21 protein-coding genes and 2 tRNA genes are annotated in these 23,481 nt (G+C 67.4%); 7 read left to right on the top strand and 16 right to left on the bottom strand.

All coding sequences use genetic code 11. The features are described 5' to 3' along the window. The first annotated feature begins 76 nt into the window (after nucleotides 1-76). On the top strand, nucleotides 77-928 hold the full coding sequence (locus ACQY46_RS02915; RefSeq protein WP_428700395.1) for a polyprenyl synthetase family protein: 852 nt from the start codon (nucleotides 77-79) through the stop codon (nucleotides 926-928). Nucleotides 929-934: 6 nt separating this feature from the next. On the opposite strand, the gene ACQY46_RS02910 is transcribed toward ACQY46_RS02915, so the two are convergent. The 10 genes from ACQY46_RS02910 to ACQY46_RS02865 form a co-directional block, all read right to left on the bottom strand. After that, nucleotides 935-1,648, bottom strand: a complete 714-nt coding sequence (locus tag ACQY46_RS02910; protein ID WP_428698818.1) for a hypothetical protein — start codon at nucleotides 1,646-1,648, stop codon at nucleotides 935-937. A gap of 16 nt (nucleotides 1,649-1,664) precedes the next feature. Continuing rightward, nucleotides 1,665-2,885 carry an argininosuccinate synthase gene (locus ACQY46_RS02905; RefSeq protein ID WP_428698817.1) on the bottom strand — a complete coding sequence of 407 codons (1,221 nt, stop codon included), beginning with the start codon at nucleotides 2,883-2,885 and terminating at the stop codon, nucleotides 1,665-1,667. 168 nt (nucleotides 2,886-3,053) lie between these two features. Continuing rightward, complete coding sequence (locus ACQY46_RS02900; RefSeq protein ID WP_428698816.1) at nucleotides 3,054-3,500, bottom strand: cupin domain-containing protein; 447 nt, start codon at nucleotides 3,498-3,500, stop codon at nucleotides 3,054-3,056. 22 nt (nucleotides 3,501-3,522) lie between these two features. Next, entirely contained in the window at nucleotides 3,523-4,314 is a 792-nt protein-coding gene (gloB, locus tag ACQY46_RS02895; RefSeq protein WP_428698815.1) for a hydroxyacylglutathione hydrolase, read from the bottom strand. Nucleotides 4,315-4,408: 94 nt separating this feature from the next. Further along, nucleotides 4,409-5,452 (bottom strand): LacI family DNA-binding transcriptional regulator, encoded by a 1,044-nt coding sequence (locus tag ACQY46_RS02890; protein WP_428698814.1) that lies wholly within the window; start codon nucleotides 5,450-5,452, stop codon nucleotides 4,409-4,411. After that, the gene (locus ACQY46_RS02885) at nucleotides 5,449-6,222 is read right to left on the bottom strand and encodes an ABC transporter permease (protein ID WP_428700393.1); all 774 of its coding nucleotides are present in this window, start codon (nucleotides 6,220-6,222) and stop codon (nucleotides 5,449-5,451) included. Before ACQY46_RS02885 ends, ACQY46_RS02890 begins: the two co-directional genes overlap by 4 nt. A 101-nt stretch (nucleotides 6,223-6,323) precedes the next feature. Continuing rightward, nucleotides 6,324-7,145, bottom strand: a complete 822-nt coding sequence (locus ACQY46_RS02880) for an ABC transporter permease (RefSeq protein WP_428698813.1) — start codon at nucleotides 7,143-7,145, stop codon at nucleotides 6,324-6,326. Nucleotides 7,146-7,223: 78 nt separating this feature from the next. Continuing rightward, the gene (locus ACQY46_RS02875; RefSeq protein ID WP_428698812.1) at nucleotides 7,224-8,360 is read right to left on the bottom strand and encodes an extracellular solute-binding protein; all 1,137 of its coding nucleotides are present in this window, start codon (nucleotides 8,358-8,360) and stop codon (nucleotides 7,224-7,226) included. A 33-nt stretch (nucleotides 8,361-8,393) separates the two neighbouring features. Further along, complete coding sequence (locus ACQY46_RS02870; protein WP_428698811.1) at nucleotides 8,394-9,557, bottom strand: ABC transporter ATP-binding protein; 1,164 nt, start codon at nucleotides 9,555-9,557, stop codon at nucleotides 8,394-8,396. A gap of 435 nt (nucleotides 9,558-9,992) precedes the next feature. Next, nucleotides 9,993-10,607: a TetR/AcrR family transcriptional regulator gene (locus ACQY46_RS02865; RefSeq protein WP_428698810.1), complete on the bottom strand. Its 615-nt coding sequence runs from the start codon at nucleotides 10,605-10,607 to the stop codon at nucleotides 9,993-9,995. A gap of 128 nt (nucleotides 10,608-10,735) precedes the next feature. Here ACQY46_RS02865 and ACQY46_RS02860 point away from each other — a divergent pair, with 128 nt between their 5' ends. After that, the gene (locus ACQY46_RS02860) at nucleotides 10,736-12,202 is read left to right on the top strand and encodes an MFS transporter (RefSeq protein ID WP_428698809.1); all 1,467 of its coding nucleotides are present in this window, start codon (nucleotides 10,736-10,738) and stop codon (nucleotides 12,200-12,202) included. Nucleotides 12,203-12,259: 57 nt separating this feature from the next. On the opposite strand, the gene ACQY46_RS02855 is transcribed toward ACQY46_RS02860, so the two are convergent. Beyond that, nucleotides 12,260-12,336, bottom strand: a tRNA-Arg gene (locus ACQY46_RS02855). Nucleotides 12,337-12,824: 488 nt separating this feature from the next. Between ACQY46_RS02855 and ACQY46_RS02850 the strand changes: the two genes are divergently transcribed. Continuing rightward, nucleotides 12,825-16,040, top strand: coding sequence for an EAL domain-containing protein (locus ACQY46_RS02850; RefSeq protein WP_428698808.1), 3,216 nt, complete (start codon nucleotides 12,825-12,827; stop codon nucleotides 16,038-16,040). 145 nt (nucleotides 16,041-16,185) lie between these two features. Here the strand turns inward: ACQY46_RS02850 and ACQY46_RS02845 are convergent. Beyond that, a tRNA-Gly gene (locus ACQY46_RS02845) sits at nucleotides 16,186-16,260 on the bottom strand. Nucleotides 16,261-16,524: 264 nt separating this feature from the next. Between ACQY46_RS02845 and ACQY46_RS02840 the strand changes: the two genes are divergently transcribed. From ACQY46_RS02840 to ACQY46_RS02825, 4 genes are all read left to right on the top strand, one after another. Continuing rightward, nucleotides 16,525-17,028: a prolyl-tRNA synthetase associated domain-containing protein gene (locus ACQY46_RS02840; RefSeq protein WP_428698807.1), complete on the top strand. Its 504-nt coding sequence runs from the start codon at nucleotides 16,525-16,527 to the stop codon at nucleotides 17,026-17,028. Between the two features lie 197 nt (nucleotides 17,029-17,225). After that, nucleotides 17,226-18,287 carry a thioredoxin gene (gene trxA, locus ACQY46_RS02835; protein WP_428698806.1) on the top strand — a complete coding sequence of 354 codons (1,062 nt, stop codon included), beginning with the start codon at nucleotides 17,226-17,228 and terminating at the stop codon, nucleotides 18,285-18,287. A 170-nt stretch (nucleotides 18,288-18,457) separates the two neighbouring features. Then, nucleotides 18,458-19,138 (top strand): LON peptidase substrate-binding domain-containing protein, encoded by a 681-nt coding sequence (locus ACQY46_RS02830; RefSeq protein WP_428698805.1) that lies wholly within the window; start codon nucleotides 18,458-18,460, stop codon nucleotides 19,136-19,138. Nucleotides 19,139-19,335: 197 nt separating this feature from the next. After that, entirely contained in the window at nucleotides 19,336-19,518 is a 183-nt protein-coding gene (locus tag ACQY46_RS02825) for a Trm112 family protein (RefSeq protein WP_428700392.1), read from the top strand. Between the two features lie 97 nt (nucleotides 19,519-19,615). On the opposite strand, the gene leuB is transcribed toward ACQY46_RS02825, so the two are convergent. The 4 genes from leuB to ACQY46_RS02805 all read right to left on the bottom strand — a co-directional run bounded on the left by leuB (nucleotide 19,616) and on the right by ACQY46_RS02805 (nucleotide 23,446). Next, nucleotides 19,616-20,728, bottom strand: coding sequence for a 3-isopropylmalate dehydrogenase (gene leuB / locus ACQY46_RS02820; RefSeq protein WP_428698804.1), 1,113 nt, complete (start codon nucleotides 20,726-20,728; stop codon nucleotides 19,616-19,618). Between the two features lie 123 nt (nucleotides 20,729-20,851). Beyond that, nucleotides 20,852-21,814, bottom strand: a complete 963-nt coding sequence (locus ACQY46_RS02815; protein WP_428698803.1) for a threonine/serine dehydratase — start codon at nucleotides 21,812-21,814, stop codon at nucleotides 20,852-20,854. Between the two features lie 42 nt (nucleotides 21,815-21,856). Beyond that, nucleotides 21,857-22,639 (bottom strand): sulfite exporter TauE/SafE family protein, encoded by a 783-nt coding sequence (locus tag ACQY46_RS02810; RefSeq protein ID WP_428698802.1) that lies wholly within the window; start codon nucleotides 22,637-22,639, stop codon nucleotides 21,857-21,859. Between the two features lie 12 nt (nucleotides 22,640-22,651). Next, nucleotides 22,652-23,446 (bottom strand): AlbA family DNA-binding domain-containing protein, encoded by a 795-nt coding sequence (locus ACQY46_RS02805; RefSeq protein WP_428698801.1) that lies wholly within the window; start codon nucleotides 23,444-23,446, stop codon nucleotides 22,652-22,654. Between the last annotated feature and the right edge of the window lie 35 nt (nucleotides 23,447-23,481).

Here is a 23,481-nt window from a genome sequence, read left to right as displayed (position 1 = left end):
GAGCCCGAGCGTGACCGCCGATCTTGCCACACAGCTTGCCAGACAGCTGGCCACGGATGCCGCCCGGGTGGAGGCGATGCTCGGAACCGTTCTCGTCGCGGAACCGGGAGACGGGGAAAGCCCGCGCCCGGCACGGATCATCGAGGCGATGCGCCATGCCTGTCTTGGCGGCGGCAAGCGATTGCGACCGGCGCTGGTGCTGGCAGCGGCGCGACTGTTCGGCCGCGACGACGAGGGCGTGGTGCTGGCGGGTGCGGCGCTGGAATGCATCCATTGCTACTCCCTCGTCCATGACGACCTGCCGGCCATGGACGACGACGACATGCGCCGGGGCCGGCCGACCGTTCACAAGGCCTTCGACGAGGCAACCGCCATTCTTGCGGGCGATGCCCTGCTGACGCTTGCCTTCGACCTGATCGCCGATCCGCGCGTCCATGCGGATGCGGCGGTGCGGCTTGCCGCCTCGCGGGACCTTGCCCGCGCCTCCGGCTTCGGCGGCATGGCAGGGGGGCAGATGCTCGATCTTGCCTCGGAGCACCATGACCGCAGCGAGGCGGAGATCCGCCTGCTGCAGGCGATGAAGACCGGGGCGCTGATCCGCTACGCGGCGCGCACCGGCGCCCGGCTTGCCGGCGCGCCGGGGGGCGACATCGAAACGCTGACCCGGTTCGGCGAGATCATCGGCCTTGCCTTCCAGCTTGCCGACGACCTTCTCGATGTGGAAGGCGACGCGGCGCGGCTCGGCAAGGCGGCCGGCAAGGATGCGGCGGCCGGCAAGGCGACGCTTGTCGCCCTGAAGGGCAGTGACTGGACGCGGGCGGAACTGCAGCGTCTCGTCGGCGAGGCGGAGGCGCTGCTGGCGTCTTTCGGCGCGCGGGCGGCGCCGCTTGTGGCGCTGGCCCGCTATGTGGCGGTGCGCGACCGCTAGGCGCGTTCAGCCGAGAAAGGCCTTCATGTGGAGGGCCGCCGCATCCCGCGACTGGGCATGTTCATGCCCGTAGGGACAGGCGCGGCGGGCAAGGCATCCCGTGTGGCAGGTCGCCTGCGGCTCGGCCCTCAGGTGGGCGAGGCAGCGCGGCACGTCATAGCTTGCGGGCGGTGCCGCATCGCGCAGCGCACCTGCCGGACAGGCGGAAATGCAGGGTTTTTCCAGGCAGGTTCCGCAAGGGCCGGGCTCTTCCGCCGCATCGGGGCCCTCGACCGGCTCGGGCGACAGAAGCGCTGCGCGCAGGCCGATCCATGGGCCGAACGTGTGATGCGCCAGGACGCCCATCGGCGAGGGCGAGAAGCCGCCGGTCCTCAGCGCCCAGCGCTGGAATGGAAAATAGGGCGGACCGTCGAAGGGAAAGACGATGCCGAGCCCGAGGCCCCCGGCAATCCCGCCCAGAGCCCGCCGCGTGTAGCGGTCGAGCGGGTCGGGCCTGTCGTCCGCCGCTTCCGGGCTTTCGCGAAACGGCGCGAAGAGCTCGTCGGAAAGCGAGCCGACGAGGATGAGCGCACGGGCCGGCCGGCCTTGTGCGATGTCGGGCACATGATCGGCCGGGATCGCGGCGAAATGGCCGACGAGCCGGAACCCGGCGCGGGCGAGGGCCGCGCCGGGTTGTTCCCTGCCGTCCCCATCCCCGGCCCTACCCCGCGCCCCGCTCATCTTTCAGTGCATCGGTTCAGCGCAGGCGGTCGCGCTTGGCCAGCGTCCTGAGGCGCAGGGCGTTCAGGCGGATGAAGCCGGCCGCGTCCTTCTGGTCGTAGGCGCCGCGGTCGTCCTCGAAGGTGACCAGCTCCTCCGAATAGAGCGAATAGGGCGACTGCCGGCCGACGACGATGACATTGCCCTTGTAGAGCTTGAGGCGGACCTCGCCGGCGACCATTTCCTGGCTCTTGTCGATCAGGGCCTGCAGCATCTCGCGCTCGGGCGAGAACCAGAAGCCGTTGTAGATCAGCTCGGCATAGCGCGGCATCAGCTCGTCCTTGAGATGCGAGGCACCCCGGTCGAGCGTGATCGATTCGATCGCCCTGTGGGCGGTGAGCAGGATGGTGCCGCCGGGCGTCTCGTAGACGCCGCGCGACTTCATGCCGACGAAGCGGTTCTCGACCAGGTCAAGCCGGCCGATGCCGTTGTCGCGGCCATAGTCGTTGAGCTTCGCAAAGAGCGTCGCCGGCGACATCGCCTCGCCGTTCAGCGAGACGGCGTCGCCCTTGTCGAAGCCGATGGTGATCTCGGTGGCGACATCAGGGGCGTCCATCGGCGAGACGGTCCGCTGGTGTACGTATTCCGGCGGCTCGACCCAGGGGTCCTCGAGTACTTTTCCTTCCGAGGACGAGTGCAGCATGTTGGCGTCGACCGAGAAGGGCGATTCGCCGCGCTTGTCCTTGGGCACCGGGATCTGGTGCTTTTCGGCGAAGTCGATCAGGTCGGTGCGCGACTTGAACGTCCAGTCGCGCCAGGGCGCGATCACCTTGATGTCGGGGTCGAGCGCATAGGCGGACAGCTCGAAGCGGACCTGGTCGTTGCCCTTGCCGGTGGCGCCATGGGCGATGGCATCGGCGCCGGTCTCGTGGGCGATCTCGATCAGGCGCTTGGAAATCAGCGGCCGGGCGATCGAGGTGCCGAGCAGGTAGACGCCTTCATAGACGGCGTTGGCACGGAACATCGGAAAGACGAAATCGCGCATGAATTCTTCGCGCAGATCGTCGATGTGGATTTCCTTGATGCCGAGCAGTTCGGCCTTCTTGCGCGCCGGCTCCAGCTCCTCGCCCTGGCCGAGATCGGCGGTGAAGGTCACCACCTCGCAGCCGTATTCGGTCTGCAGCCATTTCAGGATGATCGAGGTGTCGAGGCCGCCGGAATAGGCGAGCACCACCTTCTTGATGTCTTTGTGTGCCATGGGCTCCGTGGTCCAGTCCTGGGCAGGTTGAGGCGGGTCGCGGCGATCCCGCGCGCCATGAGGCGCCGGCAGGCTGCCAAGAGGCTGCCGGCGGGTTGAAATCCGCGCGCACTGTAGCCCTTGCGCGGCGGAGCGCAAGCCGGGAAAACCCGCCTTTCCGGGCAGGTGTCAGCCGCGCGGAAGGGGACGCCAGCCGGGCGGCGCCATCTCGAAGCCGGCGAACTCGAAGCCGGGCGCCACGGTGCAGCCGACCAGTGTCCAGCGGCCGAGGCTTTCCGCCGTCTGCCAGGCGCCGGCCGGCACGATGCCCTGCGGGCGCTGATGGGCGGCAAGTTCGGGCCCCAGATGCAGGGCGCGGGCGTCGTGGCCGTTTTCGGAGATCGTCAGCGCAAGCGGACCGCCGGCATGCCAGTGCCAGATCTCGACGGCGTCGACCCGGTGCCAGGCGGAAATTTCGCCGGCCTCGAGCAGGTAGTAGATCGCCGTCGAGCGGGCGCGGCCGTTGGCGTCGACCTCCGGGTCGCGAAACGTCTCGCGGTAGTGGCCGCCTTCGGGATGGGGCTTGAGGTCGAGCAGGGCGACGATATCGGCGGCGGAAAGCGAGGCGTCGATCATCCGTCTCTCTCCTTCGGGCTTGTCAGAAACTGTCCTTTCGGCGGCGGATCTCGGTGAAGACCTCCGCATCGCCGGCGTCCTTCATGCCGAGGCTGGCACGAACGGCCGGGTCGGCGGCCCGCAGGAACGGGTTGGTGGCACGCTCCGCCGCCATTGTCGTGGGCAGGGTCGGGAGACCCTTTTCGCGCAGTCCCTCGACCTCGCTGGCGCGCGCGGCGAGCGCGTTGTTGTCGGGGTCGATGGTGAGCGCGAAACGGGCGTTGGAGAGCGTATATTCGTGGCCGCAATAGATCCGCGTGTCGTCCGGCAGCAGCCGGGCGAGCTTGTCGAGCGAGGCCCACATCATGGCCGGGTCGCCCTCGAAGATGCGGCCGCAGCCGAGCGAGAACAGCGTGTCGCCGGTATGGGCGAAGCCGATCGCGGGGGCCCACCATGAGATCTGGTCGAGCGTGTGGCCCGGCGTTGCGACCGCGTGAAACTCCAGCCCGCCGATGATGAGCTTGTCGCCGTCGGCAACACCCTCGTCGACACCGGCGACCTGGTCGCGCGACAGGTCGGGGCCGATCACCCTCGCACCGGTCTGCGCCTTGAGCTTCGCCAGTCCCTGGACGTGGTCCCAATGGTGGTGGGTGATCAGGATATGGGTCAGCTGCCAGCCGGTTTCCTTCAGGACGGCGAGGTATGGATCGGCGTCCGGCACGTCGATGGCGATGGTTGCGCCGCCGTCCTCGCCGGGCAGATGCAGGATCACGCCGAAATTGTCATCGAGACAGGAAAACTGCCGGATATCGACGGTCGGGTCGGTGTCGCTCATCGTCTGTCCTCGTCCGCTGTGCCGGTCTTGCCGGGGCATGGTTAGCACCTTTCGCCGGACGATGGCAGGTGTCGGGGCCCGTCTGGCGGCCCGGTCAGCGGGTCCGCGTCGTGCCGCGTTCGACAAAGGCGGCCTCGAGGCGCAGCAGTTCGGGCGGCGCGTCCGGGTCGGCGAGGCGGCGTTCCAGATGGGCGACGGCGGCCTCGGCCATTTTCTCCGGGTCCTGGCGGAAAGTGGTCAGCCGATAGGCGTCCCAGGCCGCTTCGGGAATGTCGTCGAAGCCGATCACGGCGACGTCTTGCGGGATGCGCAGGCCGAAATGGCCACGCGCCCGGTCGATCAGGCCGATGGCCATCAGGTCGTTGACGCAGAAGACCGCGTCCGGCCGTTCCCGCCGGCTCCCGTCCCCGGCAAAGAGCGCATCGGCGGCCGCCTGGCCGCCGGCATAGGTGGCATCGCGCCCATGCCCGGCCGTGACCGTCATGCCGCGCGCTTGCGCTTCCCGGGTGAAGGCGTCCTCGCGCTCGGCCAGGCTCGGGGTGGCGTCGGCGACGCCGGCAAGGGCCAGGTGCCGATGGCCGCGTTCGACAAGGATGCGCGCGGCCATGCGCGCCGCGCCGGAATTGTCGATGCGCACGTGGTCGCAATCGGTTTCGGCGCGGCCGATCATGATCAGCGGCTGGCCGTTGCGCCGGGCCAGGTCGACGAAGGAGGCGGGCGGCGATCCGGACAGGATGATCGTCGCCTCGGCACGGTAGCCGAACAGCGCCGCCTGGGCGGCGTGCAGCTCCTGTTCCATGCTGCCGGTGTTGATGACGAGCGGCACGCTGCCGCGCAGGACCAGCGCCCGCGTCAGGGCCGAGACGAGATGGGCGCGAAAGCCGACCTCCGGCTTGGTGACGACGAGACCGACCAGGCGGCTGCGATTGGCGAGCAACCCGCGCGCCAGGTCGTTGACGTGATAGCCCAGCTCAAGGGCCGCCCGCATCACCTTCTCGCGCGTCTCCGGCGCGATGCTGGCGCCGGGCGTGAAGGCGCGCGACACGGCCGAGCGTGACACGCCGGCTTTTTTGGCCACCTGCTGCGCGCTGACGAAGCGGCGCGCCGCGATGCTGTTCTCGCTTTTCTCGCGTTTCAATGGCCGACCTTCGACAGCACGTCGGATTTGAGGAATCGTTCGACGACGAGCATGAAAGCAATGGACGGTACAAGGAGCAACAGCGCGGTGATCGATGCAACCTGATAATTGCCGCCGGCCCCGGCGGTGTAGAGCAGCAGCGGCAACAGGTTGACGTCCGGCGCGCCGACGAAATAGCTGCCGGTGAACTCGTCGAGCGATTCCAGGAAGACGAAGACGGCGCTGGCAAGCAGCCCGGGCGCGGCAAGCGGCAGTGTCACGTCGCGAAAGGCGCGCAGGGCGCCGGCGCCGAGCGAACGGGCCGCCTCCTCCAGCTCCCGGTCGACGGCGGAAAAGGCGGCTGTCGCGATCCACACGGCATAGACAAGCCCGTGCGTGACATGCACCAGCACGACGCCGGCGACCGTGCCGTTGAGGCCGATCTGGTAGAAGAGCCGGGCGATGTTGACGTAGACTGGCAGGTTGGGAAAGGCCTGCGGGATCAGGAAGGCAAGCAGGATGAGCGCCCGGAACGGCAGTTTCAGCCGGGCGAGCGCATAGCCGGCGGGAACCGCCAGCGCCAGCGCCAGTCCCACGGTGAGGCTTGCCACCAGCACGCTGTTGGTCAGCGATTCCATGGCGTTGCCGCGCGGCGAGAAGACCTTTGCCCAGTAACTGAAGCCGTATTCGAGCGGCAAGGCATGGGGGAAATACCAGCGCTCGGCGACGGTCCACAGAACGAGATTGGCGAGCGGGCCGAAGATGACGAAGGCCAGCAGCCCCAGCGCCATGGCGCGCGGGATCCACCACAGGCCGGCAAGCGAAACGGAAAGGGGCCGGGCCGGATCGGGACCCGGGGCCGGAGCCCCGGCGGGACGGGCGTCGATGGCGGTCATCCGCGTTCCCTTATGCTCTGGCGCAGGTAGAACCAGGCGACGCAGGCGGTCGCGGCGAGCGAGATCAGGCCGAGCGCGTTGGCGACGCCGTAGTCGCCATAGGCGTTGATGCGGAAGGCGATGTCGGCCGTCAGCATGGTCGGCGACTGGGCATTGATCATCAGCGGCACGGAGAGCACCGACATCATCGTGACGAAGGAGAGCACCAGGGCGACCATCAGCGTGCGGGCCACCTGGGGCACCAGGATCTCGACCAGGATGCGCAGTCGCGAGGCGCCCAGATTGCGGGCCGCCTCGATCGTGCCGCGGTCGACGGAGGCCATGGCGCCGGCAAGCAGCAGGGTGACGAAAGGGGTCTGCTTCCAGACGAAGGCGATGACGATGCCGCGCCAGTCGAGGAAGCTGATCGCCTGCAGCGGGGTGATCAGCCCGGCGCCGACGAGAATGTTGTTCATCAATCCGTTCTTGGCGAGGAAGGTCCGCAGGACCTGGCCGACGACGATGAAGGGAATGAACAGCGGCCAGCGGTAGAGCCAGCGCAGGATGGCAACGGCGCGCGGGTTCTCGCCAAGCGTCAGGTAGCCGCCGATGGCAATCGAGACAACGCCGATCAGGCAGGTCGACAGGCTGACGATCACCAGGGTGAAGAGAATGTCGGAGCTGTAGAGGGCGAAGGACTTGACGAAATTGTCGAGCCCGAAACCTGCGTCCGTCTCGAAGGCGCCGACGACCGACAGGGCGAGCGGCAGCACGAACAGGAACAGGATCACCGTCAGCGCCGGCAGGACGAGAAGCAGTGCAAGCAGGCGTCTTTGCATGGGGTTGTCGTTCCGGTTAGGGCCGCCCGGGACTGCCGGGCGGCCCTTGTCTGTCGGATACGGCGGGTCAGGCGCGGATCAGTTCGCCGCCTTGGCCTCGTAGGCTTCCAGGATCGCGGTGTTGTAGGGGGCGATCGGGAAAGGCTTGCCGTAGCTGGCGAGATCTTCCGGGGTCACGTCGGTGAACAGCTTGTTCCAGGTGTCCGCGTCGAGCTCGGCCTGGACATGCTGGGCGTCGATGCCGGGATACCAGTTGAAGCGCTTGACGATGCCTTCCGCCTGCACCTTCGGGCTGGTGGCGAGCTCGACGAACTTCTCGGCCAGTTCCTTGTGGGCGGCCTTTTCCGGGATCACGTAGTGCATCGGCTGGCCGGGCATGCCGGGCGCCGGCAGCACCAGCTTGAATTCCGGCGGCAGCTGGCCGTTGGCCTGCCAGGAGTAGAACATGTCCACCCAGACCGGACCGACGGCGATCTCGCCGCGCGACAGGAGGTCGAGCGTGCCGGCATTGCCCGGGGTGAGGGTGGCGTTCTGTGTGAACTCCTTGAGGCTGTCGAAGGCCGCATCCCACTTCTGCGTCTCGGCTTCCTCGAACGGGCCGTTCATCAGCTTGGTGGCGTCGCCCTCGCCGAAGGCGTAGATCCAGCCCATGACGAAGCTGACGCCGGAGGCGCCGCCCTTGATGCCGTTGTAGCCGAACTGCTTCGGGTTTTCCTTCACCCAGGCGGCGAGCTCCGCGTAGCTCTTCGGCGGGTTGGGCACCAGCGCCGGGTTGTAGGCAAGCGCCGTCTGGCTGTTGAACATCGGCATGACATAGCCGCTGACCCTGGCGCCGAGCGCCATGTCGGCATTGCCGCGGGTGACCAGCTTGCCGGTGGCGATGTTGTCGCGATAGGCGGCGAGATAGCCGCCCTCGATCATCGGGCCGATGAACTTCTCGTGGGCGACGGCGACATCGGTGTCCCAGGTCTCGCTGCCGGCCTGCTTCTGCGCCTCGAAGCGCTCGACGATCTTCTGCGAGCCGGCATCGCCCGGACCGGTGCCGACCGCGCGGACCGTGTGACCCGGGTTCTGCTCCTCGAAGAGCGGGCCGAGATATTCGTTGATGTAGTCGACCATGTTCTGGTCGCCCGCCGTGATGACGGTGAGTTCGGTCGCCGCGACGGGCGTGGACGCGAGGCCCAGCGCCAGGGTCGCCGAAAGAAGGTTCCGCATGTCGGTTCTCCGCTTTGTAGTCACCAGGGTCAGTCAGCTCTGCGATGCTTCCAGGACGCGGCCGTTCGGGCCGTCGCTCGTGGAACCTTCGGGCCTGCCGGGCGTGTTGCCCGGCCGGTCGAAGAGGAACAGCGCGGAGGCCGGGATGCGGATGCGCACCGCCGCGCCTTGCGCGAAGGGTTCGGGGCCGTCGACCAGCAGCGTCTCGCCGCCGACCCGGACCGAGTGGCGCCAGGCGCCGCCGGGATAGCTGGCCGTCTCGACGCGGCCGGAAAGCTCCAGCGCGCCGTCGGTTGTCGCGGGGTTGCCGCCGCCCTCGTCGGCGACCAGCTCGGCCGCCTCGGCGCGGAAGCGCGCTTCCAGCGGGCCGCTGGACAGGGGTCGGCCTTCGCGCGGCAGGTCGGCCTTTGCGTTGTCGGGACCGGCGGCGATCCCCACCCTGTCGCCGGCAACCTGCCCGGTGAGGTCGATCCGGTTCTCCGCGCCCATGAAGGCGGCGACGAAGGAGGTGGCCGGGCGGTTGTAGAGCGCCTGCGGGGTGCCCTGCTGGGCGATGCGTCCGCGATCGAGGATGACGATGCGGTCGGCCATCACCATCGCCTCCTCCCGGTCATGGGTGACATGGACGGCGGTGATGCCGAGGCGCTTCTGCAGGGCGGAAATGTCGTGGCGCACCTTCAGGCGGATGCGCGCGTCGAGATTGGAGAGCGGCTCGTCGAGCAGCAGGATGCGGGGGTCGACGGCGAGCGCCCGGCCGAGCGCGACGCGCTGGCGCTGTCCGCCCGAGAGTGCAGCCGGCTTGCGGTGGCCCAGCCCGGCCAGGCCGAGCAGCTCTTCCAGTTCGCCGACGCGGCGGGCGATCTCGGCCTTGGACCGGCCGCGCAACTTCAGCCCGTAGCCGATGTTCTGCGCGACGCTCATATGCGGCCACAGGGCATAGGACTGGAACACCAGCGCCATGTCGCGCTTGTCCGGCGGCTGGCGGGTTACGTCCCGGCCGGCGACTTTGATGCGGCCGGCCGAGGGCGTCGCGAAACCGGCGATGGCGCGCAGCAGGGTCGTCTTGCCGCAACCCGAGGCGCCGAGCAGGGCGACGAACTCACCCTCCCCGATCGCCAGATCCAGTCCGTCGAGCACCCGCGTCGCACCGTATCCGGCGAACAGTCCAGCAATGTCGAGGAAGCCCTGGTTCGTCATGTTCCGTCCTTTGCACAGCTGTGCAAGCCGAGGCGCAAACGCCCCTGTTCACGCGAAGCGGCGCAAGCCGGATGCCCCGTGCAAAGGGGGATACCCCGACGGGAGACCGACCGTGGCGCCGACTGCGGGACGAGTGATAGGGGGTGTGTGTAACGACGGCATGACGGCGTAAACCGGGATGCAATTTCGAAAAAGAATCGCGCAATTTCTCGAAGATTTTTGCAAAAACTTGTCGCAACTTGCCGGAATCCGTCCGGCTTTTGGCGATTTCCGCAGGGCCCGAGCCGGGCCGGGCGGGGACCCGCGTATGGCGTGCCGCCGCAGCTTTCTTGCGGATCGCCCTGCCGGCTTTGGCCGGGTGCGCCGGCCGTCGGCCCTTGGCCGCTCAACGTGACGACGACGAGTTCGCCGGCGGAGCCCGGGTCCGCGCAGGAGCTAACGTTCGCTTCTGGCAGCCATCGCCATGATGATCTCGTTGAGTTCCGCCTTTGCCGCCTCGATCGAGATTTCCCTGCGCGCGGCGGCATGCGACAAGGCATCGGCGGCACCGAGCATCGCCCAGAAACCGGGTGGCAGGATCCCCTTCTCGCCGGTGAATGGTGCAAGTGCCCGTCTGCACTTCTCGATGAATGCCCGCTGATAGTCCCGCTTGACCGCTTCCAGTTCCGGGGACCCGGCCAGCCCCGCGAGGACGCCCGGAATTTCGCGCCCCTGGGCAAGCACGCAATCGACATAGGACGACGCGATGACCCCGGCCGTCGCTTCCAGGGTCGGTGCGGCGGCCTCGATCGCGGCATCTATCACCAGTGTCTGGCGCGCGTCGAAGTCCTGGTAGAGCGCGGTCAGCAGGCCGTTTCGCGTTCCGAAATGATCGTAAATCACCGGTTTGGTGACGCCGGCTTCGTCGGCCAGGCGCGGCAGCGTCAGGGCATCCGTGCCCTCCTCCCGCGCAAGCTGCCAGGCAACGCCGAGAAGCTGGCGGTACCGCTGCTCACGGCTCAGGCGAACACGCTTCGAGGCGTTCCGACGGTCATTCTGCACGCTTGACATCACTATATACCATTAGTAAGTTACCTTCAGTATATAGAGCCACTTCTTCAAAAGCAACCATCCGCCGGCGTCCGTTCGGCGGCCGATGCCGCGTGCTCGCGCGCCGCACACAGAGGATTTGTATCCCGATGACAGACATGACGCTTCCAGGCACCGAAAGCCGAAACGCCTGGCTGGGCTTCCTGGCCGTGCTTCCGCTCGTCCTTCTCGTCGCAATGGACGGCTCCATTCTCTATCTCGCCATGCCGCACGTGACTTCGGCGCTCACCCCGACAGCGGACCAGGCGCTCTGGATCCTCGACATCTATGGTTTCGTCGTCGGTTCGCTGCTGATCGCATTCGGCAATATCGGCGACCGCTACGGGCGGCTCAGGCTCATGATGACAGGTGCGGTGATCTTCGGCGCAGGGTCGCTTGCCGCCGCATGGTCGCAGTCGCCATTGATGCTGATTGCCGCCCGGGCCCTCATGGGATTGGGCGGCGCGACATTGCTGCCGGCCGGGCTTGCCATCGTCAGCGCGCTGTTCCCGGACCCGCGCCGGCGCGCGCGGGCCATCGGCATATTCGCCGCGACTTTCGCGGCCGGCTTCGCCATCGGACCGCTCATCGGCGGGCTCCTGCTCAGGCAGTTCGAGTGGGGCGCGGTCTTCCTCATCAATGTCCCTGTCGTGCTCGCCTTCCTGCTTGCCGCGCCGATCCTGCTGCGCGAGGTGCGCTCGACGACCCACGGCCGGATCGACCTGCCGAGCCTTCTGTCGTCATTCCTCGGCATCCTGTTGTTCACCTGGTCGCTCAAGACGGCGGCTGCCGAGGGTTTCTCGACGGCGCAATCGGCGGGCGGACTTGTCGGTATCCTCGCCCTCTCGATCTTTCTGCGCCGACAGACCCGCATCGACCACCCCTTGGTGGACCTCGGCCTGTTCCGCGACCGCGTCTTCTCGATCGCGATCCTGACCGGGTTCCTGTCGCTGGTCGTCTGGTCCGCTGCCAGCTTCCTGTCCGGGATGTACCTGCAGTCCGTGCTCGGTTTCGACGTGTTCACGACGGCGCTTCTGACGTTGCCGGGAGCCGTCGTGCTGACGATGACATGCATGGGCACGGCGCGCATCGTCGAGCGGATCGGGCGCAAGGCGGCTCTCGTCGCGACATATCTGCTCATCAGCGCGGGTGTGTCGATGTTGTTGTTCACGAGCACCGAGGCAGGTGTCGCGGCCTTTGTTGCTTCCACGATTGTTGCCGGCATCGGCTACGGCCTGTCGTTCAGCCTGGTTGCCGAGGTTGCGGTATCCGCGGTTCCACCCGAGCGGGCCGGCGCTGCCGGGTCCCTTGCCGAAACCAGCAACGAGCTGGGAAACGCCTTGGGCATAACCCTGCTCGGATCGCTGGCCGCCCTGAGTTTCCGGCTGCTCGGCCCGGGGGTGGCCGGAACGCTCGACGAAACGCTCGATCATGCGGGCATCACCCCGCAGGCCGCCGAGCAGGCCAGGGAGGCGTTTGTCGCAGGAATGCACATCGTCGTCGGCGTGAGCGGGCTGCTCACCCTCGTTGCCGGTATCGTTGCCTGGCTCTGGTTGCCGCGAATCCTGCCCGAATGACGGTCCTCGAGCCGGACCGTTCCGGACACAGTTTGGCGGTCGTTAGCTTGGAGGAAGTGGTGATCCCGACAGGATTCGAACCTGTGACCCTCAGATTAGGAATCTGATGCTCTATCCTGCTGAGCTACGGGACCATCGACGGTGCCGGGCGCGACCGGCCTGCATGTCGTCCGCGCTTGATAGCAAACTGGCGCGAAAAATCAATTTCATTAGGAGGGATGCGCGGAGGGCTGTCCGCGGCGGTGCGACGTTGACGACATCGCACCGCCACAAGCCTTCCGCAACGGCCGTATGCGGGAAATTCAGTCTGACGATACCGTTTCACGGGCGTTTCTGCCGTATTGAAGCTTTCCGAATCCGTGCAAGCCTGTAACCTTTCGGACACTCAAGTATGTCTTCCTGTCTTCACTGACTGCAGCGGCGCATCCGGTTGTTGTAGCCTGTGAGAACCGGAAGCAGGATATGGTTGCAAGTCCGCGCGATGGGTGGACAAGGGTGGCGGGCAACGTGCGAACCAGGCGGCTTCGGAAGCCGTACCAATGACAGGATCAAGCCGGAGACGGCTCTGCGCTTTGCCGGATCGTGGCCGGCGGCCGAGACCGAATCCCGACGGGACGAGATGATGGATCGGCTGGGCGCCACTCCCGCGAAAGGGACCGGCATTCTGGAAAGCAACCGCAGCCTCGTCGCGGCGCTCGACTGCCTTCCCCAGCCTGCGTGGATTTTCGACAGGTCCGGCCGCTACGTCTTCCAGAACCGGATCGACCGGGAGACCCATGGCGACGTGACGGGCCTGCTGCCGAGCGAGGCCGGCCTGGGGCCGGAGGAGGGCCGCGACTGGACGGCGATGCATTTGCGGGTCATCGCCGGCGAACGGGTCCATTACAGCCGCGAGATGGTGACGTCGCGTGGCCGCGTGGTGTCCGAGACATCGATCGAGCCGATTGTTCTGGACGGGGTGATCGTCGGGGGCGTCGGCGTTTCCGTCGACCAGACCGAACGCAGCGACGCGGTCCGCCGGCTCAACGATGCCCATCAGCGCCTCCAGGATTTCGTCGCGGTGTCCTCCGACTGGGTGTGGGAGACCGACGCCGCGCACCGGTTCACCAGCGTGATGGGCGACGGCGGGCGGCTCGGGGTCGACTTCAGCGACTGGCTCGGCCGGACACGCTGGGAGGTTACCGGGGTGGATCCGGCCGCCGATCCGCTGTGGCGCAGCTATGCGGATACCGTGGAACGGCGGCAGCCGATCGTCAATTTCGTGTTTCCCACGACCCGCGCCGATGGCGATCCGATGTGGGCGGAGGTCAACGGCCGCCCGCGCTACGGCCCCGGCGGTTCGTTCCTCGGCTACCGGGGGGTTACCCGCGACATCACCAGGCGGGAGCGCCTGGCTCAGCAGCTCCGGCGCTCGGACATTGTCATCCAGGCGACCAACAACGCGGTCGTGGTCTGCGACCGGGACGGTCTGGTGCAGTGGGTCAACCCGGCTTTCGTGCGTCTGACGGGCTACAGCCCGCAGGAAGTGGCCGGCCGCAGGCCGGGCGATCTCCTGGAATGTCCGGAGACCGACCCGCGCACGTCCGAAGAGGTGCGCGAGGCGGTTGGCGCCGGGCGCGCGATCCGTACCCAGATCCTCAACCAGTCCCGGGACGGCCGGCGCTACTGGCTGGACGTGGACATCCGGCCCTTCCACCGAGCCGATGGCACGCTCGAAGGCTTTGTCAGCGTGCAGAGCGATGTCACCGAGCTGATCGAGACGCAGACGCGCACCCGGGTGCTGGTGGAAAACGTCGCGGCCGGCATCATTCGTCACGACGCGAGCGGGGCCATCGTCAGCGCCAATCCGGAAGCCTGCCGGCTGCTCGGCCTGAGCGAGGAACAGATGACCGGGCGGGCGATGGCCGATCCGCGCTGGGGCACGATCTTTCCCGACGGCCGTCCGCGGCTCGGGGAGGAGATGCCCTCCTCGATCGTCTTGCGCACCGGCAAGGCGATCCGCAACGAGATCGTCGGCATCCGCCTGCCGGACGGAAACACGCGCTGGCTGCGGGTCAACGCGCAGTTCGTGTCCTCGCCGTTTTCCGAGGACCACGAGGTGATCGCAAGTTTCGTCGATGTGACGCAGGACGAGGAGCAGCGCCGGGCACTGGAGGATGCAAGGGCCCTGCTGCATGATATCATCGAGACGATCCCCGACGCGATCGCCGCCTATGATCGCGACGACCGGCTGATCCTGTTCAACCGTGCCTACAAGGATTTCTATACCCGCTCCACCGGCGTCATCCGCGCGGGTGCGCGGTTCGAGGACATCCTGCGCCATGGTGTGTCCGTCGGTCAGTACGCAGGTGTCGGACAAACGCCGCAAGAGCAGGAAGCCTGGGTGCAGGAGCGGCTCGCCATCCACCGGGATCCGCCATCCAGTCCCAGTATCCAGTTCCTGTCGGACGGGCGCTGGTTGCAGGTCAGCGAGCGGCGGTCGCAGAGCGGTGTCATCGTCGGTGCGCGAACCGACATTACGGCCTTGAAGCAGGCCGAACTGGCAATCCGCCGCACGGCCGAGACGGACGGGCTGACGCAGCTGGCCAATCGCTCGGTGATGATGCGCGAGCTCGATGCCGCGCTTCTTGGCGAGCGTGTGCCTGATCGCTTCGGCGCTTTCATCATCATCGATCTCGACCATTTCAAGACGGTCAATGATACGCTCGGCCACGATGTGGGGGACAAGTTGCTGACGACGGTCTCGCGCCGTCTGCTGCGACAGGTGCGACGCAGCGATGTCGTTGCCAGGCTTGGAGGCGACGAGTTCGCCGTTTTGCTGACCGGCCTTGGCGACGAACTGTCGGTGGAACGGATGGTGCAGAAGCTGCACAAGGCCCTGACCGCGCGCATCCATCTCGGCGGCCGGATGATCCGTCCCGGCATCTCGATGGGCATCACGATGTTTCCCACGGATGGCGAGACGGCGACCGATCTGGTCAAGAACGCCGATATCGCGCTCTACCAGTCCAAGGCGCGCGGGCGCAACTGCTGGACGATGTTCAATCCGCAGCTGCGCCGGCGGCTTGAGCGGCGCCACGAGATCGGCGATGCGTTGCGCGCCGCGATTGCCGCGGATGAAATCGCGGTTGCCTTCCAGCCCCTCTTGGAAATCACCGGCAAGCACGTGGTCGGTTTCGAGGTCCTGGCCCGCTGGCGGCATCGGGGCGAAGCGGTCAGTCCGGCCGAATTCGTCGGCATTGCCGAGGATATAGGGCTTGGGGGCCTGCTTGGCCGGGCCATCATGGAACGCGCCTTCTCCGCGCTGGCGCGTGCGCTTGCCGAGGGCCGCGATCCCGGCCATATCGCCATCAACCTGGCGACGTCACAACTGAAGGACGCGCAGTTTCCGCAGCAGGTTGCCGAAGCACTGGACAGGTACGGGCTGTCGAGCGACCGGCTCGAGTTCGAGGTGACCGAGAACGTGCTCCTCGACCGGGCGGCCGAACGGGTCTCCGAGACGCTGACCCAGCTCCGGCGGATGGGCATCAGCCTGTCGCTCGATGATTTCGGCACGGGCTACGCGTCGCTCACCCACCTGAAGCGCTTCCCGGTGTCACGGCTGAAGATCGACCAGTCGTTCGTTCGAAACATCGGTATCGCCGATGACGATGCAGCGATCGTGCGGACGATTGTCAGCCTGGCGCACAGCCTGGGCATGACGGCTGTCGCCGAAGGGGTCGAGACCGAGGAGCAGATGCGGGTTCTGGAATCTTTCGGCTGCGACATCGCACAGGGCTACCTGATCGGGCGGCCCTCGCCGCAACTTGCGTGGGCGCCGCAGACGTCCCTGTCGTGATGGAGACAGGCTGCTGGATCCGAGCTGCCGGACATGAGAACGTCCGTGCGACGGACCCCGAATGCGGGTCCGGGCCATGCGCATCGCATGCGCCAGCGGCAGGCCCGCCGGGTCCGGCAATATCTTGTTCTGCAAGGAGATGATCTGGAGCGGGCGATGGGATTCGAACCCACGACCCCAACCTTGGCAAGGTTGTGCTCTACCCCTGAGCTACGCCCGCGTCCACTGGTGGCAGCCGGTTGAGACCGGCGCCTGAGGTGGGCTGTATATGGACCAAGGCGATGCGGATTGCAACAGTGTTTTTCGCCTTTGCGGGAAAGCTCGCCGGCTGTGGATCAGCAGTGGATTTCTCCCCTTGCAACGCGGCTTTCGGGGGCCTGGCTTGTGCCCCCGCCATTGCCTCGGCTAGGGTCCGCGTCCGATGCGTTTTCATCGCCTTGACGGCCGTGGGCCGGCAAGGCGGCAGACAGACCAGGACCGCCCGATGCCCGCCAGCCGCGAAGATCTTTTCACCCTCCTCTCCGCGTCCGGGATCGCCGTTTCCACGCGCGACCATCCGGCCGTCTTCACCGTTGCCGAATCGACGCATATTCATGACGAGATCCCGGGCGGTCACACCAAGAATCTCTTCCTGAAGGACAAGAAGGGAGCGATCTTTCTCGTCGTGGCGCTGCACGATGCGCAGATCGACCTGAAGACCATTCACCAGAAGATCGGCGCGCAAGGAAGGGTCTCCTTCGGCAAGCCGGACCTCCTGATGGAGGTGCTTGGCGTGGAGCCCGGTTCGGTGACGCCCTTCGCGCTGATCAACGACCGGCAAGGACAGCGGGTGACTGCCGTTTTCGACGCGGCGATGATGGAGGTCGACCCGCTCAACTTCCATCCGCTGGAGAACACGGCAACGACAACCATCGCAAGCGAGGGGCTGATCGCCTTCGCCCGGGCCTGCGGCCACGAGCCGCGGATCGTCGCCGTTTCGGGGAGCTGATAGCGCGCGCTCTCGCGAAGTTTGAATTTTGCCGTCCTTGCGCCCATGTTAGGCGCGAATTGACGCGGCATGAATGTGTGACGGGTGGAGCCGCGGACCGGCCTCGCGCGTCTGGCGCGCGGACCGGCCAAACGGCTTGAGGAACAGGCGCGGCACGCCCGGCAGGATGGCGACGCGCGCAATCGGGGACGATGACGATGAGTAATGACGGTTTCTCGGTCGGAGGCAGCTTTGGCGGGTCCTTCGGCGGCGCAGGTTACGGTTCGGGCCAGACACCCGGCCAGACACCTGGCCAGGCTTCCGCCCGTCCGGAGGCGGCCGCCGCCCCGGCCGGCCAGCCCGCATCCGGAATTCTCGATCCGCAGGGCCATGCGGTGCCCGGCTCCGGGGCCGAACTGATCCGGGACGTGACCACCCAGAGCTTCATGAGCGACGTCATCGAGGCGTCGCGCCAGCAGCCGGTTCTGGTCGACTTCTGGGCGCCGTGGTGCGGGCCTTGCAAGCAGCTGACGCCGATCCTGGAAAAGGTCGTGCGCGATGCGCGCGGCGCGGTGGTGCTGGCCAAGATGAATATCGACGAGCATCCGGAAGTCGCCGGCCAGCTCGGCATCCAGTCGATCCCCGCCGTTATCGCCTTCAAGAACGGCCAGCCGCTGGACGGGTTCATGGGCGCCCAGCAGGAGAGCCAGATCAAGGCCTTCATCGAACGCGTCGCCGGGCCGATCGGACCGAGCGACGCGGAGCAGGTGCTGGGGGAGGCGGAAGCCGCGCGCGAGGCCGGCGATCTGGCGCGTGCCGCCCAGCTCTATGGTGCGGTCCTGTCGATGGAAGCGGAGAACGGCGCGGCGATCGGCGGTCTTGCCCAGTGCTATGTGGCGGCCGATGCGCTCGACAAGGCGCGCGAGGTCCTCGATGCCGCGCCCGAGGCGGCGGCCAAGGATCCCGCGATCAGTGCGGCCAGGGCAGCGATCGACCTTGCCGAACAGGCCGGGGCGCTGGGCGACCTGGCCGAGCTGGAGGCGCGCATCGCCGCCGATCCGGCCGATCATCAGGCGCGGTTCGACCTTGCCGTGGCGCTCGGCTCGGGTGCGGATCGCCAGCAGGCGGTCGATCACCTGATCGAGATCGTGCGCCGTGACCGGAGCTGGAACGAGGACGGGGCACGCAAGCAGCTGCTGCAGTTCTTCGAGGCCTGGGGGGCGAAGGAGCCGGCGACCGGTTACGGCCGCCGCAAGCTCTCTTCCGTGCTGTTCAGCTGAAGGGCAACCGGGCGGCTTGCGATTGCGGCAAGCCGCCGGTTTTATGCTCCTTTTCGCTGGCCGGGTGGTCGCAGGCCGTCTTCTTTCCCATATAGGTGGGACAAGGAGACGGGCAGGCCGCCCCTATAGCTGCCGCTCGCCGCACAGACCGCTTGGAGAGCCATTCCGCGATGCTTGCCGGAAACGCCACCTATTCCGCCCCGGGCGACCTGCCGGCCACCGTGCCGCTGTTCCCGCTGACGGGCGCCGTGCTGCTGCCCAAGGCGCAGATGCCGCTCAACATTTTCGAACCGCGCTACGTGGCGATGATCGACGCGGCGTTGAAGGGCGACCGGGTGGTGGGGATGATCCAGCCGGACTTCAACGTGGGTGGGACGGCCGGCGACGACACGCCGCCGCTGGTCACGGTCGGCTGCCTGGGCCGCATCGTCGCTTATCAGGAGACGGGCGACGGCCGCTATCTGGTGACGCTTACCGGCATCGCCCGCTTCACCCTGGAAGAAGAGCTCGAAACCGTGACCCCGTACCGGATCGGCCGGATATCGGTTGCGGATTTCACCATGGATTTCGACACGGGATGTGGCGAGAGCGCCGTCGACCGGGAGGGCCTGGTCAAGGCGCTTCGGATCTACCTGGACGCCAACGACCTGGAGGCCGACTGGGAGAGCATCGACCGGGCCTCGACGGAGGTCCTGGTCAACGCCCTGTCGATGATGAGTCCCTACGGTCCGGCGGAAAAACAGGCGCTGCTGGAAGCGCCGGACCTGCGCACGCGGGCGGAAACGCTGGTGGCGCTGACGGAAGTGGATCTTGCCCGGCGCGAGGGCGACGACGGCATGATCTTGCAATAGGCGCGACCGCGTGGCAGCAATCGGAACAGTGGCATCCGGGGCGTGTGCGAAGACCCGGGAGCCGCCGCGCCCCAATGCCGGAGACCTGTGCCATGGCAACCGATACCGCTTCCGGAACCGGGAGTGACAGCAAGTCCGAGAAAAAGCCGGGGTCCAGGCCTGAGTCCAAGCCTGAAACCGGGCCTGAGAGCGGGCATGTGCTCGACCGCAAGCTTCTCGAGCTGCTCGTCTGCCCGCTGACCAAGACGACACTGGAATATGATGCCGAGCGTCAGGAACTGATCTCGCGGGCGGCCAAGCTCGCCTACCCGATTCGCGACGGCATTCCGATCATGCTCCCCGACGAGGCGCGCACCCTGGACGACGCCGCGACAGCGTGAGGTCCCGCCGCGCTTCGCGGCCGACAGGCAGAGAAAACTAAAAAACCGGCGCCGCAGAAGCGGCGCCGGTTTTTCGTTGCAGTTGCGTCGTGCGCGATCAGGCGCTCAGCGCGTCCAGTTCGGCGACGATGGCATCGCCCATCTGGGACGTGCTGATCGTGGCCTCGCCCTTCTGCGCGATGTCGCGGGTGCGCAGCCCCTTGTCGAGCGTGGCGGAGATCGCCTTTTCGAGCAGGTCGGCTTCCGCAACCAGTTCGAAGGAATAGCGCAGGCACATGGCGAAGCTGGCGATCATGGCGATCGGATTGGCCGCGCCCTGGCCGGCGATGTCGGGAGCGGAGCCGTGCACCGGCTCGTACAGCGCCTTGCGCTTGCCGGTGGCGGGATCGGGCGCGCCGAGCGAGGCCGAGGGCAGCATGCCGAGCGAGCCGGTGAGCATCGCCGCGACGTCCGAGAGCATGTCGCCGAACAGGTTGTCGGTGACGATGACGTCGAACTGCTTGGGCCAGCGCACCAGCTGCATGCCGCCGGCATCGGCGAGCATGTGCTCCAGCGTGACGTCCTCATAGCCGTCGGCATGGGCCTGGGTGACGACCTCGTTCCAGAGCACGCCGGACTTCATCACGTTGCGCTTTTCCATCGAGGTGACCTTGCCGCCGCGGGTGCGGGCAAGCTCGAAGGCGGCGCGGGCGATGCGGTCGATCTCGTAGCTCTCGTAGACCTGGGTGTCGACGGCGCGCTTCTGGCCGTTGCCGAGTTCGGTGATTTCCTTCGGCTCGCCGAAATAGACGCCGCCGGTCAGCTCGCGCAGGATCAGGATGTCGAGGCCCTCGACCACGTCGCGCTTCAGCGAGGAGGCATCGGCAAGCGCCGGGTAGCAGATGGCCGGGCGCAGGTTGGCGAAGAGCTGCATGTCCTTGCGCAGGCGCAGCAGGCCGGCCTCGGGCCGCACATCATAGGGAACGCCGTCCCACTTCGGTCCGCCGACCGCACCGAACAGCACCGCGTCGGCGGCCATCGCCTTGTCCATGGCCGCGTCGGAGATCGCCTTGCCGTGGGCGTCATAGGCTGCGCCGCCGACGAGATCCTCTTCCGTTTCGAAGCCGGCCGTGCCGCGGGCGTTGAACCAGGCAAGGACCTTCTTCACCTCGACCATGATTTCCGGGCCGATGCCGTCGCCGGGCAGGAGAAGAAGCGTGTGGGTCGTCATGGGGCGTATCCTCGTTCGTTGGGAGCGTCAAACCTGTTTTCCGCTTCTGCTAGAGCCTCGCGCGGCGGATGGCAAGCGGTAGCCGTGGCGTCTCATGACCGCGGGCGCATGGTCCGGTCGGCCTTACGTCGCGGCGACGGTCTCGAGCGCGACATTGCCGCCGCAGACGAGCACGCCGACCCGCTCGCCGGGCGCGGGCGCATAGGCTCCGGAGGTCAGCGCGGCCAGCGCCGTCGCGCCGCCCGGTTCGGCGACCGTCTGCAGGTCGCGCCAGAGCCGTGTCTGCGCATCGCGGATGGCCTCGTCGCTGACCAGTACGCTTTCGGCGACGCGCGTGGCGCAGATGGCGTGGACGAGGTCGCCGCAGCGCTTGGCGCCAAGGCTGTCGGCGGCGAGGCTGTCGACGGTCACGTCGACCGGTGCGCCGGCGGCAAGGGCCGCATGCAGGGCGCAGGAGCCTTCAGGCTCCACAGCGACGACCTTGACCCGGCCCTCGAGCCACAGCGCGCAGCCGGAGATCAGCCCGCCGCCGCCGACGGCGATCAGCACCGTGTCGAGATCGGGCACCTGTTCCAGCCATTCCAGCGCGGTGGTGCCCTGCCCGGCGATTGTGGCGGCCGCATCGTAGGCGTGAATGTCCATGGCGCCGGTTGCGGCGCGGTGACGGGCGCAGGCCTCGGCCGCGTCGGCGTAGCGTGCGCCGCCCACATGCAGCCGCGCACCTGCGGCCCGGATACGGGCGATCTTGGCGGGCGAGGAGGTCTCCGGCACGAAGATGTCGGCCGGCAGTCCGAGCGTGCGTGCCGCATAGGCAACGGCCGCGCCGTGGTTGCCGCCGGAGGCCGCGGCGACGCCTGTCTCGGGCACGTTCGCCGACAGCAGCGTGTTGAAGGCGCCGCGCGCCTTGAACGAGCCGGAATGCTGCAACTGCTCCAGTTTCAACGACACGGAGATGTCGAGCCCGAGGGAACCCGCGCCGCTGTCGATCACCGGCGTGCGGCGGACATGACCGGCAATCCGGCCGGCGGCGGCCTCGATGTCGGCGCGCGTCACCGGAAGAGCGGGGGGCGGGGTTGATGCGGTCATCGAAAGGATCCTTGCGTTCAGGCGGGTCCGGACGGCGGGCCGTCAGGCGATGAAAAGGTCGGCGAACCCGCGCAGGAGAAGGCTGCCGGCAAGCAGCGTCATGACAAGGCGGAAGCCGGTTCGGAACATCGGTTCCGGCATGCGGGCCAGCACTCTGGTGCCGGCAAGCGTGCCGATGAAACCGCTGGCGATCATCGCCAGGATGAGACCCAGCCAGGGAGCGAAGACGAAACCGAGCAGGCCGAAGACGACGATCTTGAAGACATGCATGACCAGCGCGGTCACCGCCTGGGTGGCGACGAAGGCCTGCCGAGCGAGGCCGATGGCGGAGAGCACGGCGCCGCCGATCGGACCGGTGGCGCCGAAGATCATGCTGAGACCGGTGGCCACCAGCCCGGCGCCGGCCATCGCCCGTTTGGGCGCGCGGTCGAAACGCGGCGTCCGGCCCCAGACCATCCACAGGATGAAGAGTCCCAGGCCAAGGCGCACGGCGGCTGCCGGCAGGGAGATGGCGACGGCGCCGCCGAAGACCGCCCCGGCGGCCGCGCCGAGCATGAACCACAGGGCGGCCGGCCAGTTGACATGTTTCAGCAGCACCAGCGCGCGACCGGCATTGGAGCCCATCTGGACGACGCCGTGCACGGGAACCAGAGCCGGGATCGGCATTGCCTGCGCCATGATGGCAATCAGCATCATGCCGCCGCCGAGGCCGAAGGCGGCGGAAACCGCCGAGGTGGCGAAGCTGACGAGTATCAGCAGGATCTGCGCGGCGGCGGACATGCCGGGCGCGGAGAGAAGCCCGGGAAGCTCGGAGATTTCAGGCATCGACGGATCGCCTCAGGGCCAGCGGGTGCGGGCATATTCCATTGCCTCGCGCAGCTCGAGCTGCCGGGTGGAATTGCCGCTGCGGACATAGAAATGGGTCTTGCCGGCATCGTTCAGATAGACGGCACGCGGTGCCGGCTGGACGAGCACCATGCAGATGTCACGGCCATCGACACTGGCGAAGGTGGTCTGCAGCGCCGGGCAGAGATCGCCGCCAAGAAGCCGCGTGACGATGTCGGCGATGGCGCGCTCGAAGCCGTCCCGGTTGCCGTGGCGCAGCGTCGCGTAGTCCGCGTCGAGGCCGAGCACGGTGCCGTCATCGGCCACGCCGATCAGCAAGCGGCCGCCGCGGGCGTTGAAGAAGCCGGCGACGGTCTTGGCGATCACGTTTTCGAGGCCCTTGTTGACCCGTTCTTCCTGGATGTCCCAGCGCATTGTCGACTTGAACTCGACACTGGCCGTCTCGCCGCCCCGGATCAGGGTCGGGATCTCGTCGCCATGGATCTCGCGAAAGAAGCGGATGCCGCGTGAAAGATCCAGATAAGCGCGGGTGAAGAAGCCGAAACCGAGGCCGACCAGCGCCCCCACCAGGGCGAAGGCGATCGCCATGTGCAGATGGCGCGGCACAATGAGGAGCAGCAGGCGGTCGGCCAGGAATCCGGTGAGCGTCGGCGCGTCGGGCACCAGCGCGCTGTACTCGATCCAGGTTATGGCGAGCACGGCGGGATGTATCACGACCAGTCCGATCAACGCGCCGGCGAGTGCGTAGGCGGTCAGCAGCGACAGTCGGGAGACGACAGGGGTCATGGACGCGAGGTCATTGGCGCGAGGTTTTGGGCATG

Source organism: Stappia sp., assembly GCF_965276915.1.
Classification (GTDB): domain Bacteria; phylum Pseudomonadota; class Alphaproteobacteria; order Rhizobiales; family Stappiaceae; genus Stappia.
This window is presented reverse-complemented; position numbering and strand designations above follow the sequence as displayed.